Origin of the sequence: Dyella flagellata (assembly GCF_030160275.1) — a bacterium.
GTDB classification, from domain to species: Bacteria; Pseudomonadota; Gammaproteobacteria; order Xanthomonadales; family Rhodanobacteraceae; genus Dyella_B; species Dyella_B flagellata.
In genome coordinates this window covers 38,545-53,263 of the sequence record NZ_BSOA01000022.1, presented here as the reverse complement: position 1 = coordinate 53,263, position 14,719 = coordinate 38,545, and the positions used below count along the sequence as shown (strand labels likewise).

Sequence of the window (14,719 nt, the reverse complement as noted above, 5' to 3'; positions counted from 1 at the left end):
GGTCAGCTGGCGTCGTTTTCGAAGGCGGCCATGGCGAGATCGGCCTCCGTCTGGTCCGGGCTATCGGCGAACATCTGTTCGAACCAATTCAAAGTATTCCACTGATCATTGATGCCCTTGTACATGTATTCCTCTTGCAGCTTGGAATACTGCGATACCGGGCCGGGACCATTCTGCGGGGTCTGGCCCTGCTTCTTCTGGTCCAGATAGGTGCTGACTTCAACCTGGGCGGTGATGTTGTTGTACTTTTGCGTTTCCCAGCGCGCACGCAGATAGTCGGCGGCAATGGCGAGATTGGAGTCGTAAAAGTAGGCGGGCGTCCAGCGCATGTTGCGCAGGTCTTCGAACGACTTCTCAATGTCGCCGCCGTTGCGAGTCATGGCATCCTTGATGTAGGCATCGACCTTGCTGCGATCTTCCGGTGTCCAGGTGGTGGCCTGCTTCTTGTAATCGTCGATGCCCGATTGGATCACTTCCTTCGTCACCGCCGGATCCATGTCATGAACGCTCATGATGGACTGGCCATAGGTGTCGACCAACTGGTCGATGGTCGGCTGCAGCTCCGTCTTGTGCCGCTGCGGCAACGAAGCAATGTCATCGCCGATTTCCTGCTTCACGGCGGCACGAATCGCCTGCGCATCGTTCCACAGCACGCAGGGATCGCCCGCTTTGAGGTCGCTATTGTATTTGTCCACCGCGATATCGAGCGGCGACTCGCTATCCGGCGGTTCGGGGCGTTGATGAAAAATCATGGGAGCGTTTGCACTGATGGCAGAAACCATGGCCGTCGTCCTCGCTCTTGGGGGAGTGCAGGCGAGGCTAGCTATTTGCCGCTTCGAGGCGCATCTGGGGGCTTCCCGAGGTTTGCGCATCCAGCAGAGGACGGTCGAAAGAGCACGGAAATTGACCTGGTTAGTCGCGCTACCCCGCCAGGTCGACCTAAAAAGTGAGGCCGCTAGTCGCGCTAACACATTTGTGACCCTTAGGTAATTTGGGGGCGTATAACCTCTGCGCTGTTGGAGGGTGGGCTAGTGAAACTGCTTGCGATCTTCGTTGTGCTCCTGATCCCCGCCTCCGTTGCCGCGGCGGATCTGGTTAGGCGACCCGGCGCATCCATTTGGATCGCGCCCAGTACCTACAATCATCGCTTTACATCGGAGGCCGGCGACTGGTCTGCACCGCCCGCGACTTGGCACATCGCACAGTGGAATATTCCCAAGGACCTTGTCGGATCGAAAACTGCGCCGCCCGGCGCAGCATGGGATATCTCCAACTCTTATGGCCGCGTAGGTTTTATACCCAGCACCGGGGGCTACCAGCTGGCGCAGAACGGAGCCAAGTTACCAGCCTGCGGCACTGAATATGATCTGTTCCTTGAGCCAACGGATAGTGCAAATTATCCAGGCTATCCCCCTGGAATCATCCAGTCGATCAGCTTGAATGCCGCGTCTTCGATAAAGTTGAGCGCGGGCATCAACTTGGTCTATGAGTCGGTGACCGATCGCTGCGCTACACCCCATGTCAACTATGTCGCATATATCGCGTCATTGGAGTTGAATAATGCGGTACACAACCAAAGGCTCTTCATTCAAATCGATGTGAGAGACTCCCGACAGACACTGAATCATTACAGATCGTGGTGTCCAGGATATGAGACCGACGCTTATCCAAGGCAATTTTGTGAGGATACTGACGTTCGTAATTTTGGGGTTCCTGCTCTTGTTCCTGGCAATGGCCGCGCCTTCTTCACGATCGACCTATATAACGAGCTGCGAAATCTCATCCAGTCAGGGCATGTAAAATCGAGGGCATCGTCTACCAATCCGTATGATGTAAGCCTCGACACCGATCTGTCGCACTGGAAAGTTTCGCGCTTGTACGTTGGTCAGACACTGCAAGGCAGCGCTGTGGCGACATCACAGTGGGATTCGATTGGGCTGGTCGTGCAATAAGAGGCAAATGTCCGGCTTTCGCGTAGGCTGGGATGACAATCCCAGCTTCGGGATGCCGCTAGGAAAGCTGGGATTGTCATCCCAGCCTACGTGCTTCTCCCGGCAGCGTCGTCGTAGGCAGGTGCGCGCAGCGACGACGCTGGTCTGGCATCAACGTTTGCAGACCACGTCTGCTTAGTTATTTTCTGATGCTTCGCAGTGGTCGTTGGGGCAGGCGAAGTCGACTTCTGCGCCGCGGCCTGCAATCAGCCCGATATTAGGGCGTGTATCGACGAGTTGTCCGCCTTTCTCCAAGGTCACGGTATAGTCGCCCATGGGCAATGAGTTGATTTTGTAGCGTCCCTTTTTGTTGACGGTTTCATGCCGGTGCAGCCCCAGGGAACTGGTCGCCGTGACCACTTCCCCCGCGGGGGCTTGGCCGAAAATGGTGGACGAGGTTGCCTGTGCGTGCGCAGCCGAAGCAGGCAGGAAGCAAGCGACACCCAGTGCAATGGCGATGACCCCGCTGCACGTGGAAAGCGAACCGGAACGCGAGAGACTGCTGAAAGACACGATGTTGCGCATGGAAACTCCTGTATTACTCGTGACAAATCGGACGATTGCGCAAGTCGTATACGGCCTTGTTCACTGGCCGTCGGCTGGCGCCATGCTTGTTGATAAAGCAATACCGGTTTGTGCTTCCCTGCATCGGCTGTTCGCGTTACCGCGCTCCCTGTGCGCTGGGCAAGATATGTCCAGCGGTAATGGACCCATACCCCGATGGGTCGTTGAAAAAGTCGGACTTTTCCCCGGCCGATAATTGGCCATGAATGGCTTGGCTGTCAAATGCCTTTTGCCATACGGTGGTCAAAGGGGGCGTACTTCAATGCGTAGGCTGGGATGATAATCCCAGCTTTCCGCGCGGCATCCCGGATGCTGGGATTATCATCCCAGCCTACGCGCTAGTGCTTACTCAACGAGAGCGGCGCTTGTCCGGCTAGCCGAAGCGCTGTCTCATAGGCCGCATCGCGGCCCGCGTTCCAATCTTCAAACCTGAGCGGCACGATGTAGTCCGGCTGCAGCGTCTTGACCCTGACCGGATAAAACCAGTTGAGCCAAAAGCATTCCCGCCAGCTATAGCAGGGGTGCGCGTAGTCGTGCTTCGCGGTTTGGTAGAAAGCACACACTTTCAGGTTGGGTAGACAGGCTCTGCCGCCCTCGGAGAAAAAGGACAAGCGATCGCCGACCGGTTCGCCGACGATAGTGACCCGATCGCCTCCAGCGTCTTTGACGAACGCGGCCGTGGTGATAGCAGCAGAAAAGGTCAGCGAATCGGTGAGCACGAAGATGCGGCCGCGCGGTGCGAGCAAGTTCGGCAATGCATGGCTGAAGTGCCAAGTATTGGTGTAGTCGCCACCACCGTCGCCACGCAGATCGAGAATCACGGCGCAAGGTGGGGTAGCACGGAGAGCTGCCTCTGTTGCGACGAGAAATGGCGCAATTTTTTGACCATCGGCATCCCCGATGCTCTGCAATCGCACGACCTTCGCACAACTCCCTTCGGCGGAAAACAAACGATAGGGATTGTCGAAGTCTCGCCACGTTTCCGGCAACATCGCGGACTGCGGGTGGTAAGCGCTCCAGTCTGGCTCGTCGCTATCCTTGTTCGGCTCGGGCGACAACCAGCGCTCGCTGGAAGGCATGCTATCGCCCTTGCGCTTGGCATAAGCAGCCAGTCGGTGGGTCACGGTTCGACCGTCGGGCAGTGTGACGGTCCAGGTCGAAGCATCGGGGTTTGTGGCGATACCCAGGCCGTACAGCAAATCCTGCACAACGAGGAAAGCCGCATCATTCTCGCGCCGGAAGCCAACTACGCCGCCCCTGAGTGTGTCCAGTTGCGGCAATATCTGATCGATCATGTGCCCGTCGATGCTGTCCACGCGACCGCCAAGCATGTCGCGATAAGCCGGAGCCGCCCGAGTTACGTAGTAGCCTTCCGCGAAGCGTGTCACCCGCAGCGGAACCATTCGCGTGCCCTCATCGGATATCGCCGCCACGCGAGAATGGCCATTGTCGGCTAGCGCCATCAATTGCATTAGCGCTACGTGCAGCTTGGGCGATGGCAGCGCATCCGGTAGGGATATCAGATCGGCGAGGCGCGCTTCGGTAGCTTTCCGTGCAGCCGGCGAAAAAGCGCGATCAAGTGCTATCACCTTGGTGAAATAGTTGAGATCTTGCCGCTGTGCTTCGAGAGGAGACGTTGGCTTCGGATAATCAGCGCTCGGCGCAGAGGGGTGGAAATGGAAGCGAAACGTCAGGACCAGTCCGCCCCAGACCAAAACCAGGGTTAAGGCTACGCCTGCGAGAATACGAATTATTCGGCGGAGAATGGCACGCACTGATCACCTCTTTAGTTCAGCTCATGACTCTCAGTAGCATCAGCAGGTTGCATCGGCGGTCGAAAAAGTCGGTAGTGCCGTAAGTAACAGGAGATCAAAGGGGCGAGAACCTGTGGCATTCCCGCGATTTTTGGCAGTCATTCCCGCGTAGATAAGCACTAGGGTGATACCGTTTCAGAGCGAGTCGTCATTCTGGCGAAGGCCGGAATCCAAGCTTCGTACTTGCCATGGATTGACCGGCTTTCGCTATTGAAAAGCGCCTCGGTCTTCGCCGGTATGACGAGCAAAAGCATGGGCGCTGATGCAACTGTCAGGGTCGAATCTGCGGAAAAGTGTCCTCAATCGCCTTCATGGATTCGATTGCCCCGTTTGCCGAGTTGATGAAATAATGCCTCGGCTTTTGCCCCAGGCGTTCAGTCAATCTGTTGATGCCGGCTCCCCAGGGATTTCGGGATCGCGCGCCATTTCTGAAAGGAGAGCATCATGAAGAAGCTCAACTCGAACGGGATCAAGACTGCGGACCAGGAATGGTACGGGGTCGACAAGTTGGGGATCCTCTATCCAGCAGTCTCAAGCTGCGTTACGGTCACATGCGTCGTCAAGGGAGGGCTGGCGGGGTTACACCTAGCGTCGTTGGCTTTCCCGGCAGTCACAGACGCGGACATCGCTGAATACGGAAAGGTCGCTCAAGGCGCGACGGCAATGTACCTCGTGGGGATGCTTTCGCTCCGTTGGGAAGATGACTCCAAGGAGTCCAAGAGGAATTTTACGGGGCTGAAATATGGCGCCGCTGACGGCGGAACACTGATCGCCCGCCTGCGCGAGAAGACGGGTTTCACCGGAGTCGTGTGGGTAAAAGACACGTCGAGCCTGGCCGGCGAATTGGAGATTACCGCAACCCTTGCTGAGGGCGCCGTCATTTTCAAGGTGGCCGCCACCAACCTCGCCGAACAGCGGTTAGCCGATTTCACCTCCATCGGTGGCGACGTGATACTCCCTCCGCCGAATAACTCGTCTAGATGCGTCATCCTTTGACGCTGGGGCGGGAGCCGGGGGACAGTGTCCCCCAATCCGTCGCAGCGGCCCACTTGGGCGAATAGCTGGGCATAGCGCCTATAGCCCATCTGGGTGAGGAGACAGCCAAGCGCCGAATTTGTTACGTGCCACTGACACGTCGAACTCGGTGGGGAAAAAAAGATCAGCTCCGCCGTCGTAGGGAGCGAACGCCGCACGGCGGGCCGGGTTAAAAATCATCACTCGGCCAGTTCGGTCATCGGCCACTGCGCGTAAGAGCGAATCATGCTTTGCCTCTCCCCAGGTGAGCGGAGTACCAAAGAAATGAATTTCGTCATCCTCGTCTCCGGCCTGCATGAAGTGGGTCATTATTTTGGGAAGGGCGACATCGGCTTCCGATTCATTCCATGCTCCATCCTCGCCAAATCGCATCACGACCAAGAAGCATGCTTCATGCTCACCTAGAAGCATTCTTGCCGCCGCATAATTGCGATGAAGTATCTCCTGATACTCACGCTCCGTTTCAGCATATCGCTTCGACCCCGGAAGGCTGTGAATGCGAAGCCACCGACTTGAAACGGTGTGTCGACAGAGATAACCGGCCGGCAATGAGCCGGGAAAGGCGCTTTCCCAAGAAGCGAGTATCGAACACGGTTCCACGCTATGCCCTGCGTTTGAGGTAAGCGGCCGCTGCCGCAACGGGCCAGATGCTACCGCGACCCAACCATAGCGATCCACTTGAGCGAACAGTCGGCCGACAGTGCCCGTTTCACTGGTTGGGCGAGAACGGGCACATAGCTGAGGAATATCGGTGAAAAGATGGATGAGTCCTTTTGCCGATTTGTCGCCCTGGAGAAATCGGTGACTATTGACCTGGATGGCGAAATGGCGGCTCCATTGCTGTGCTGCATCCGGCGCTGAATCTTCTCCGCACCTTGAACAACTCGTGGTGGCTTGACTGAATACTATCGCCTGACGCGCAAGGAGAATTACCCCGGTAATGGCTAGCGCGAGTGCGCGTATTGTAGAAGGCATAAGAGCGCCCTACTCGTGAGTTCGAAAGTAGAACAATATGACTTCGTGTTTTTTGCTCACTATTGCGTTGTTTGATAGACACGAAGTCCCAGGAAAACGCCGTCCGTGCCGAACAAAAGTGCCATCAGCCCCTTCTTATCCGCGGATTGCGGATTTTTCACGTTTGGCAAGTCGTAGTTGTAAACATACACGTATCGACCGTCCGAATTGTGGTCCTCATGAAGTGGCTTACCAAGCACAGCTTTCACCTCTGCAGCCGTAGTTTGCCCCCGTTGGAATGAGTTGACCGTTTTAACATCCGTAATCGTGTCAGCCAGTGCCGACAAACAACAAAGACAGAGCATCAGCCCGACAAATAACGCTTTCATATTTCCCCTTGAGATTTGGATGGTTGTTGCACGCGTCGTACGTTTAGTCCGCTACGGGTCGAAAGACCACCACCGCTCTGCTCCCTGCAAGCGTTAAAAAAAACCGCCTATTTGCGCGTACAGCGTTGGTCTGCTGCATAGGCGTGGCGGTTGTGTTATTCGCAGTATCTGAGAAGGGCCTATCCTCTTCAACCGTTGGTGGATGAACAGATGGCGGCCGTATCAACTTTTTGGCAAATGGGCACCATACGGTGCGCTGTCGCCAAAACAGAAAAGGGCCTTTCGGCCCATTCTTACGCAACAGCTGGATTTAATGGTGGCCGGGGACGGAATCGAACCGCCGACACGGGGATTTTCAATCCCCTGCTCTACCAACTGAGCTACCCGGCCACAAAACTGCCATGCGTTGCATGGGAGCCGCTCATTAAATCGGATGTGGGCGATTACGTCAAGACTTAAGCCTCCGGTGGCTTGTAGCCCTCGGGCTTCTTCGCCTCGCCCCCGAACAGGAATTTCTCCATTTCCCCGTTTGGAGCCAAGTGAGATCGATGGCGTGGAGTCCCTTAGAGTTTGGGTCGCACCCGTTTCGTTGCCAAAGTCGGCATGAAGATCGATTTGTTCTCAAAGAAACGAGCTTGTGCTTCAAGGCTCGGATAGTGAGGGACTTCAAGCATCTTCAAGACGTCAGCGCCTTGCCCCAGAGCAAGCAGCCATCGCAAGAGGTTGTCTGGGGTGGGGGAGGGAGGCTCACGGTCATTTGTTTGATGTCCCTTCCCTTGCGCGTGCGCGGTCAGCTCTGTCCGATTGCCGGGATCTCAGGTTCAGCGCTATGCGATGGCCAGGCGTGACCTGGTCGTCGCAATTTGATAAAGACCACCAAATCAATGGCTTGAAGGGGTTTGAGGTGGATTGGTCATCGATAACATAACATTTGCACGATAACATCACTAATGTTATCGTGCATTTACGATGTTATTGAACTACGCGCCATGAATGCCCTCACTAATCGTGTCCAAACCTATCTCCAAGCCTTGGGGCTTCCGACTAGCGACGTGCGTCAGTGGCAGGGACAAAAGAAACTCCCCTACTACTTGCAGGACGCCTTCGATTTCGGCGAGATCGAGGTAGCAGGGCGGGACATTGTGCTCGCTCTGGACAAGCGCGGCATCGTGGCTCCAGCCCGAGAGATCAGGAATCGCTTGGATGCAGTGGAAGCGGTTGCTCAACGTAGAGCGGTTTATGTGGCGAGCGCTTTGGCGAGTTATCAACGTCAGCGACTCATTAAGCAGCGCGTCCCGTTCATTGTGCCTGGCAATCAGGTTTACCTGCCGGAAATAGGTGTGGTTTTGGATGAGCGCACGCGGGCACGGCAGGTTGTCGCCACTGACCCGATCACGATTGCGCCCGCAGCTCAGGCGATGCTTATTCGGTTGTTGCTGGACCCGATGCGACTGAAGGAGTGGCAGGCTGTACAGGTTGGTATCGACTTAGGCTATACGCCGATGACGGTAACCCGTGCCGTGCGAGAGTTGGTTGGAGCGGGCTTGCTGGACGCGCACATGACGGGGCGCTTTCAATACGTCGCGTTGAAAGGCTTGCATGCCGAGGTCTGGCGGCGTGCAAAGCCACTGCTCCGCACGCCGATCCATCGAATGGAGTGGATGCTCAGCACACCGCAGGCTAACAACAGAGTCCGACTTGCTGGTTTGAGCGCGCTAGCAGAGCACACGTTGCTGGCAGAGCCACGCATGCCGATCTATGCCATGACGCGGGCCGATTGGAAGCAGTTACAGCCGCCTAAGAACGAACGGGTGCCCGCTGGATCGGATGACGCCTATGTAATCCAGGTGTGGAATTACTCGCCTACTTTGCAAGGCGAAGGAAAAACGGTGGACCCACTTTCGCTAATCCTCAGCTTAGGCGAGCATCACGATGAGCGAGTCCAAGCTGCGATCAACGAACTCAAGGAGCAATTGCCATGGTGAGAGGGCTCGATCTGTTCAAGGCTCAATTCTCTGAACATACGCAGGAGTTTGTCTTGATCGGGGGCACGGCGTCGACCGTGGTCATGGAGCAGGCAGGACTAGAGTTCCGCGCTACTAAGGACCTCGACGTGGTTCTCCACGTCGAGGTTTTAACGCCAGCGTTCGGCGAGAAATTTTGGGCATTTGTCAAAGCGGGCGGGTATCAGGTGCGCGAAACAAGCACGACCGAGAGGCGCCATTTTTATCGCTTTCAAAAGCCAACCGATCTGAAATACCCCGCGATGATCGAGCTTTTTGCGCGGAAGCCTGATCTGATGCATCCGATCGCCGATGGCACTCTTACGCCGATTCCGTTCGAAGATGACATCACGAGCCTATCGGCCATCCTTTTGGATGATGATTACTACAAGTTCATCATGGATGGCCGAGTTGTGATCGATGGACTGCCGCTGGTGAAGGAAGATCGCATCATTGCTTTAAAAGCTGCGGCCTGGATGGAATTGACGCAGCGCAGGAACAGTGGCGAGAAGGTGGACTCTGCCAACGTCCGTAAGCACATCAACGACGTGCTGCGTCTATCTCAACTGTTAACGCCAGATACAAGCATCTCGATTCAAGGAAAGATTTTAGAGGACATGCGAAGGTTCATTGACGCAGCACGCGCCGAACCCAATCTCGATCCAAAGCAATTGACCATCAATACCACGGTCGACACCTTACTGGATCGAGTTGCGGAAGCCTACGGCATTGCCTGACCGTGCAATAAGGCGTTGCTGGTTGCGGCCAGCAATATCTCGCAGGCTCAACCTGGCCTCGACGATTTTCATCGCGCGGACTTAAAGCGTGTGGGATTCGCTATCGTCTCAAGCTGGGATGCGCTTGGACTACCAAGCCAGGAGGCTGCCATGCGTGGCATGGCAGTCGCTTGCTAAATTGGATATGGCGGGTTACGTCAAGACTCGGCTTCCGGCGGCTTGTAGCCCTCGGGCTTCTTCGCCTCGCCCCCGAACAGGAATTTCTCCATTTCCCCGCCCAGGAACTGGCGTGACTTGGGATCCAGCGGGTTGAGACGGTATTCGTTGATGAGCATGGTCTGGTGGGCCAGCCACTGCTGCCAGGCGGGCTTGGAAATCTCCGCGAAAATGCGTTGCCCCAACGGGCCCGGCCAGGGGGCGAAATCCAGGCCTTCGGCGTCGATGTCGAGCTTGGCGCAGTGAACGGTACGGCTCATCGGACTATCTCTGTTCGTTTGTTTACAACGCGGTGGGTTCTGGCAGCGCCATCAGCAGCGAGCGTACCGGGGCAGGCAGGCCCAGCTTGGGCAGCTCGGTGGTGGCGTACCAGCGTAGGTCGACATTATCGGCGAAGGCATGGGCGGTTGTCGCGCCGTACTTGGGGAGGCAGGCCGATGGCTGGGCGGGTTCGGATGGGCACGGCGTCTTGGATCGACAAGACGCTGGTGTCCAGGAAAGGGTCTTGCCGCAAAGGCCGCTCGGTGGTTGGCGAAAGACTCCATGCTGCAGTTTTCAACCGCGGCGTCAGGCAGACGCGTCAGCTAATCCAGTGCACCGTTCAAAGAATCGCCATTTAAAACCCGCATGTCTTTCGGGATCTCATAGGTGCGATCAAAGCACATCCAAAAAATCATCAATTCGTGCTTTATGGAGGCGATGGTCTTTGGTTTTATCCAGATGGAAAGAACCCTGGCGAGTGGCAACGCCATGAGGGCGGCGATGACGTAAATCTCTATGTCCAGCATGCCAAGAAATGCCTCGACATCAATGGAAGCGGCAAAGGGCGCTGCTGCGACACTCATGCACATAAGGCCGAAAACAATAAGGGCTAGCACTCTCATAAGTGAGGCTCTGGTACCTGGCCGCATCAATTCTTGAACGAGATTTCTTGGCTTGAACCACTCTGGATTGAGCCAGTCATCCCTCAATCGCGCCAAGGTCCGTGCCAGTTGTCTTATATACGCGTGAAGCATGGTGAGTCGCACTCCATGGCCACCGGCATCAATGGTAAAACAAGTTGCTTGGCATGCCAAAGTGGATGTAGTCAGCTTACTGGGGGAAATGCTGCCGCGATTAGTCAAACTACTCTGATGCCAGCAACGGCAGTACTTCGTCGACGAGGAAATCTATCCTCATCGAAAGCCTCGAAGCATTTTCTTCAGTGGGTGCGGCGTCCACTGGATAGACTTGACTGAGATCACTGCCGGCTTGAACGGCGATTACCCAATCCTTCATCAAACTGCAGTAAGTCAACAATGCATCGTGAGGATTCTTATCGTCGTCTGTCACCAAGTATGCAGATGGCAAGTCACCAACAATCACCCAAAGCCATTCTTCGACTGCTTTCTCCTGCTCAAGCCGCCGGGACACCTTAAACAGGAATATCTCGACCAATCCGCCTATGCCGTAACAGAAGTACTCATCCCTTACACCGTCGCACCAATGGAAGGACTCCAGATAGCTACGGGCTTCCTCTGCGGCCTGGTTAAATAGCTCTGTCTCCTCACCATCCTCACCGAGCATCTGCGTCAAGGAAACTGCTTGAGCTTTATTCAGATCCATTGGCGTCAGCTCTCATTCTGGGCTGGATGGGGCGGAGGCTGCAGGGATGGGGTGCAGGACGTCCGCGTTGCTTTGACATTCATCCATAAGAAATGCTCAACGCAACCAGCGGCTCCCCAATGCAACTCTTTACGACGCGGTAGGTTCCGGCAGTGCCATCAACAGCGAGCGTACCGGGGCAGGTAGGCCCAGCTTGGGCAGCTCGGTGGTGGCGTACCAGCGTAGGTCGGCATTATCGGCGATGGCACTAACGGTTGTCGCACCGTCGAACAACAGAGGCTGGATTTGCAGGCGATAGTGGCTGAAAACGTGCACGAAGGGCGTCAGCGATTGTGCGTCGTCGATGCGTGCATGCCGCTGTGCTTCGCGCCAGGCGTCGTCGGTGCCGTCGGCTTCCGGCAGGCTCCATAGGCCCGACCACACGCCTTGTGGGCCGCGCCGCTGCAGCAGCACGCGGCCATCGCTGTCACGCAGGATCAGCATGGTCGTACTGCGGGTGGGGATGGTCTTGCCTGGCTTGGGTGTCGGCAGCTGCGCGGTGAGATTGTCGCGGTGTGCGACACAGTCGGTCTGCATCGGACACATCGCACATAACGGACGCGTGCGCACACAGATGGTCGCACCCAGGTCCATGATTGCCTGCGTGTAGTCGGCAGTGCGTTCTGCTGGCGTGTGGGCCTCTGCGCGCTGCCAGAGTTGCTTCTCCACTTCACGCTCGCTTGGGTGCCCAACGATGCCGTGATAACGCGTAAGCACGCGTTTCACATTGCCATCGAGTATGGGAAACCTGAGCCCATAGGCCTGGGCCAGGATCGCACCCGCCGTGGAACGGCCGATGCCGGGTAGTGCCGCCAGCGCATCAAAATCACGCGGCAGTTCGCCGGCATGTTGTTCCACGCACGCTTGCGCGGCGCGATGCAGAAAGCGCGCACGACGGTAGTAGCCAAGGCCCGACCATAGCGCGAGCACCGTATCTTCATCCGCAGCGGCCAGGTCGTGCAGCGTGGGCAGCTGCTGCACGAAGCGCTGAAAGTAGGGGATGACCGTGACCACCTGCGTTTGCTGCAGCATGATTTCGGACAGCCATACGCGATAGGCATCGCGCGGATGCTGCCAGGGCAGGTCGTGGCGGCCGTGGTGATCGAACCAGGCGAGCAGGGCGGAGGCGAAGGAACTCACTGCGGTGGTGCTACAGGAGTTGTGGCAGCTGGCGCGGTGCTTGCCGCCGCTGCAGGCATCGCGTCGCCGGTTTGCACACTCAGCCCTTCGATATGGACCTTGCCTAGATCGAGCTTGGCCATGTCGATCTGGCCGTTGCCTGGAGGCGTGGACAACTTGGGGCCTTGCGGACTGGCAAGCTGGTTCCACCACTGCGCAAGCAAGAGCGGTGGCAGTTCCAGATCGATGTGGTTGTCGGCGCCGAGCAGCTTCAGGTGCAACAGCAAAGGTTTGTTCTGCGCGGCAGGCGCAAGCACGATGGCGGCATCGTAGTCGCCTTCGCCGGCCAGATGGAATTTGCCCTGCAATTGCATGGATGCATCGGTCGAACCCATCCAGCGCGCACGGCCGGCCAGGTGCAAGGTGGTAGCGCTGGTATCGGAAACGTGGATGTCGATGGCGTCCAGCTTCAGCGCGCCATCGACAATGCTGGGCACGCTGGAGAATTGCCAATTCAGCGGGGTGCCATCGGTTTCCTTGGCGGACAGGCTGACCCAGAACGCCTGGCCCGGCGCAAGGCGTCCGGTATCGAGCGATACATTGCTGAGCCATTCGCTGTTGTTCTGCACCACGCTGCCATTGCGGATGCGCACGCCGGTGGCGATGCGGGGAATCTGTTGCGGCACCGTGGCCGACTGCGGTGGCAGATTCATCAGCCATGCTTGCAGCGCATTCAGATCCACTCGCGGCGAGTTGATCTGCATCCGCGAGATCACCACCTCGTGCCCGAAGACCGTGTTCCATGGCAGTGCCAGCTGGCCGTTGGCCGCCAGCAGGATGGGCATGGCGTTGGCGCCCGCGTTGCTGGCGGTGAGCGTGATGCCTTCAAGTTGCAGGGCTGGGCGTGGAAACAGCGTCGGGCTGGCCGGGCTGGACAGCGTGAGCTGCAAGCCCGCTTCGTGCGCCTGCTGCTTCAGCATCGCGGTGAAGCGATCGGGTTGCAGCAGCAGGTACAGCTCCACCACCACAACCAGCACGACGCAGCCAATGATGCTGGCCAGGGCAATCAGCAATAGTCGCAGTGGACGCGGGATCGTCATCAGGCTCGCGCGAAATCGGCGGGAAGCAAACCGTCGACATAAGCTTCTGCATCGAATACCCGCAGGTCCGTCGCGGTTTCGCCCAGGCCGACAAAGCGGATCGGCAGGCCGAACTCGCGCGCCAGCGCGAACACCACGCCGCCCTTGGCAGTGCCATCGAGCTTGGTCACCACCAGGCCGGTAACGCCGACGATCTGGCGGAACTGGCGCACCTGGCTGATCGCGTTCTGTCCGGTGGTGCCGTCGATCACCATCAACACTTCGTGGGGTGCTTCCGGGTCGAGCTTCTTGAGTACGCGCGCGATCTTGCCCAGTTCGTCCATCAGGCCGCCTTGGGTATGCAGGCGGCCGGCGGTGTCGGCGATCAGCACGTCGGCATTGCGCGAGCGTGCGGCCTGCAGTGCATCGAAGATCACGCTGGCGGCATCCGCATCCTGGCCTTGCGAGATCACCGGCACCTGGTTGCGTTCGCCCCAGGTCTTCAACTGCTCGACCGCGGCAGCGCGGAAGGTGTCGCCGGCGGCCAGCAGCACCTGGTGTTGGTCGTCGCGCCAGCGGCGGGCCAGCTTGCCGATGGTGGTGGTCTTGCCCACGCCATTGATGCCGACGGTGAGCACGACGAACGGCTTGTAGCCGTTGACGTCCAGCGGTTTCTGCACCGGTTTGAGCAAGGCTGTCAGTTCCTGCCGCAGCGCCTGCAGCAGGGCGTCGGCGTCGGCGAACTCGCGCTTATGCATGCGCTTGCGCAGGTTTTCCACCAGCGAGGTGCTGGCTTCGATGCCGACGTCGGCGGTGATCAGCGTGGTTTCCAGTTCATCCAGCAGGCTGTCGTCCAGCTTGGGATGGCGGGCGAACAAGGAAGACAGCCCACGCGCAAAGCTGCTGCCCGACAGGCGCTCGCGCCAGCCTCGCTTGGCGGATGACGCCTCGGCCGCGGGCTCGATGGGGGAGGGGCTTTCCGCCACGGGCGGTGCCTCAGGCACAGGCGCCTGCGCAGCTTCAGCAGCTGCCGGCGTAGCCACTTCCTCGTTTTCCCCGGCGCCCTGGTCGGCGGGTTTCTTTTTCCAGAACTTGAGCATGTGGGGAGCAATTCAAAGACAATGCCGCACATGCTAACACCCCCATCCGTACTGTCCGCTGAGGCCGCCGCCGC

Annotated in this window: 15 protein-coding genes and 1 tRNA gene; 4 read left to right on the top strand and 12 right to left on the bottom strand. The window is 57.7% G+C overall.

Going from position 1 to position 14,719, the window contains the following annotated elements; genetic code table 11:
- Nucleotides 1-2: 2 nt before the first annotated feature.
- Nucleotides 3-752 (bottom strand): hypothetical protein, encoded by a 750-nt coding sequence (locus QQJ96_RS12370; RefSeq protein ID WP_284332311.1) that lies wholly within the window; start codon nt 750-752, stop codon nt 3-5.
- Between the two features lie 279 nt (nt 753-1,031).
- Here QQJ96_RS12370 and QQJ96_RS12365 point away from each other — a divergent pair, with 279 nt between their 5' ends.
- Nucleotides 1,032-1,952 carry a hypothetical protein gene (locus QQJ96_RS12365; protein ID WP_284332310.1) on the top strand — a complete coding sequence of 307 codons (921 nt, stop codon included), beginning with the start codon at nt 1,032-1,034 and terminating at the stop codon, nt 1,950-1,952.
- 174 nt (nt 1,953-2,126) lie between these two features.
- Here the strand turns inward: QQJ96_RS12365 and QQJ96_RS12360 are convergent, their stop codons facing one another.
- Nucleotides 2,127-2,516: a carboxypeptidase-like regulatory domain-containing protein gene (locus QQJ96_RS12360; protein WP_284332309.1), complete on the bottom strand. Its 390-nt coding sequence runs from the start codon at nt 2,514-2,516 to the stop codon at nt 2,127-2,129.
- A 377-nt stretch (nt 2,517-2,893) separates the two neighbouring features.
- On the bottom strand, nt 2,894-4,330 hold the full coding sequence (locus QQJ96_RS12355) for a S41 family peptidase (RefSeq protein ID WP_284332308.1): 1,437 nt from the start codon (nt 4,328-4,330) through the stop codon (nt 2,894-2,896).
- 483 nt (nt 4,331-4,813) lie between these two features.
- On the opposite strand from QQJ96_RS12355, the gene QQJ96_RS12350 reads away from it, so the two are divergent.
- A complete protein-coding gene (locus tag QQJ96_RS12350; protein ID WP_284332307.1) occupies nt 4,814-5,365 on the top strand; it encodes a hypothetical protein in 552 nt (183 codons plus the stop codon).
- Between the two features lie 78 nt (nt 5,366-5,443).
- On the opposite strand, the gene QQJ96_RS12345 is transcribed toward QQJ96_RS12350, so the two are convergent.
- The 3 genes from QQJ96_RS12345 to QQJ96_RS12335 all read right to left on the bottom strand — a co-directional run bounded on the left by QQJ96_RS12345 (nt 5,444) and on the right by QQJ96_RS12335 (nt 7,137).
- Nucleotides 5,444-6,379, bottom strand: coding sequence for a DUF3885 domain-containing protein (locus QQJ96_RS12345; RefSeq protein WP_284332306.1), 936 nt, complete (start codon nt 6,377-6,379; stop codon nt 5,444-5,446).
- A 59-nt stretch (nt 6,380-6,438) separates the two neighbouring features.
- Complete coding sequence (gene bamE, locus QQJ96_RS12340; RefSeq protein WP_284332305.1) at nt 6,439-6,747, bottom strand: outer membrane protein assembly factor BamE domain-containing protein; 309 nt, start codon at nt 6,745-6,747, stop codon at nt 6,439-6,441.
- 314 nt (nt 6,748-7,061) lie between these two features.
- Nucleotides 7,062-7,137 (bottom strand) — tRNA-Phe (locus tag QQJ96_RS12335).
- A 599-nt stretch (nt 7,138-7,736) separates the two neighbouring features.
- On the opposite strand from QQJ96_RS12335, the gene QQJ96_RS12325 reads away from it, so the two are divergent.
- Both QQJ96_RS12325 and QQJ96_RS12320 read left to right on the top strand, forming a co-directional pair.
- Nucleotides 7,737-8,732: a hypothetical protein gene (locus QQJ96_RS12325; RefSeq protein ID WP_284332304.1), complete on the top strand. Its 996-nt coding sequence runs from the start codon at nt 7,737-7,739 to the stop codon at nt 8,730-8,732.
- Nucleotides 8,726-9,487: a hypothetical protein gene (locus QQJ96_RS12320; protein ID WP_284332303.1), complete on the top strand. Its 762-nt coding sequence runs from the start codon at nt 8,726-8,728 to the stop codon at nt 9,485-9,487. The genes QQJ96_RS12325 and QQJ96_RS12320 overlap by 7 nt, the downstream gene beginning before the upstream one ends.
- Nucleotides 9,488-9,684: 197 nt before the next feature.
- Here the strand turns inward: QQJ96_RS12320 and QQJ96_RS12315 are convergent, their stop codons facing one another.
- The 6 genes from QQJ96_RS12315 to ftsY form a co-directional block, all read right to left on the bottom strand.
- Nucleotides 9,685-9,963 (bottom strand): oxidative damage protection protein, encoded by a 279-nt coding sequence (locus QQJ96_RS12315; protein ID WP_284332302.1) that lies wholly within the window; start codon nt 9,961-9,963, stop codon nt 9,685-9,687.
- Nucleotides 9,964-10,287: 324 nt separating this feature from the next.
- Nucleotides 10,288-10,548 (bottom strand): hypothetical protein, encoded by a 261-nt coding sequence (locus tag QQJ96_RS12310; protein WP_284332301.1) that lies wholly within the window; start codon nt 10,546-10,548, stop codon nt 10,288-10,290.
- A 280-nt stretch (nt 10,549-10,828) separates the two neighbouring features.
- Nucleotides 10,829-11,308 carry a hypothetical protein gene (locus QQJ96_RS12305; protein ID WP_284332300.1) on the bottom strand — a complete coding sequence of 160 codons (480 nt, stop codon included), beginning with the start codon at nt 11,306-11,308 and terminating at the stop codon, nt 10,829-10,831.
- A gap of 129 nt (nt 11,309-11,437) precedes the next feature.
- A complete protein-coding gene (mutY, locus tag QQJ96_RS12300; RefSeq protein WP_284332299.1) occupies nt 11,438-12,487 on the bottom strand; it encodes an A/G-specific adenine glycosylase in 1,050 nt (349 codons plus the stop codon).
- Complete coding sequence (locus tag QQJ96_RS12295) at nt 12,484-13,566, bottom strand: AsmA family protein (protein WP_345782707.1); 1,083 nt, start codon at nt 13,564-13,566, stop codon at nt 12,484-12,486. The genes mutY and QQJ96_RS12295 overlap by 4 nt, the downstream gene beginning before the upstream one ends.
- Nucleotides 13,566-14,645, bottom strand: a complete 1,080-nt coding sequence (gene ftsY / locus QQJ96_RS12290; RefSeq protein WP_284332298.1) for a signal recognition particle-docking protein FtsY — start codon at nt 14,643-14,645, stop codon at nt 13,566-13,568. The genes QQJ96_RS12295 and ftsY overlap by 1 nt, the downstream gene beginning before the upstream one ends.
- Nucleotides 14,646-14,719 lie beyond the last annotated feature (74 nt).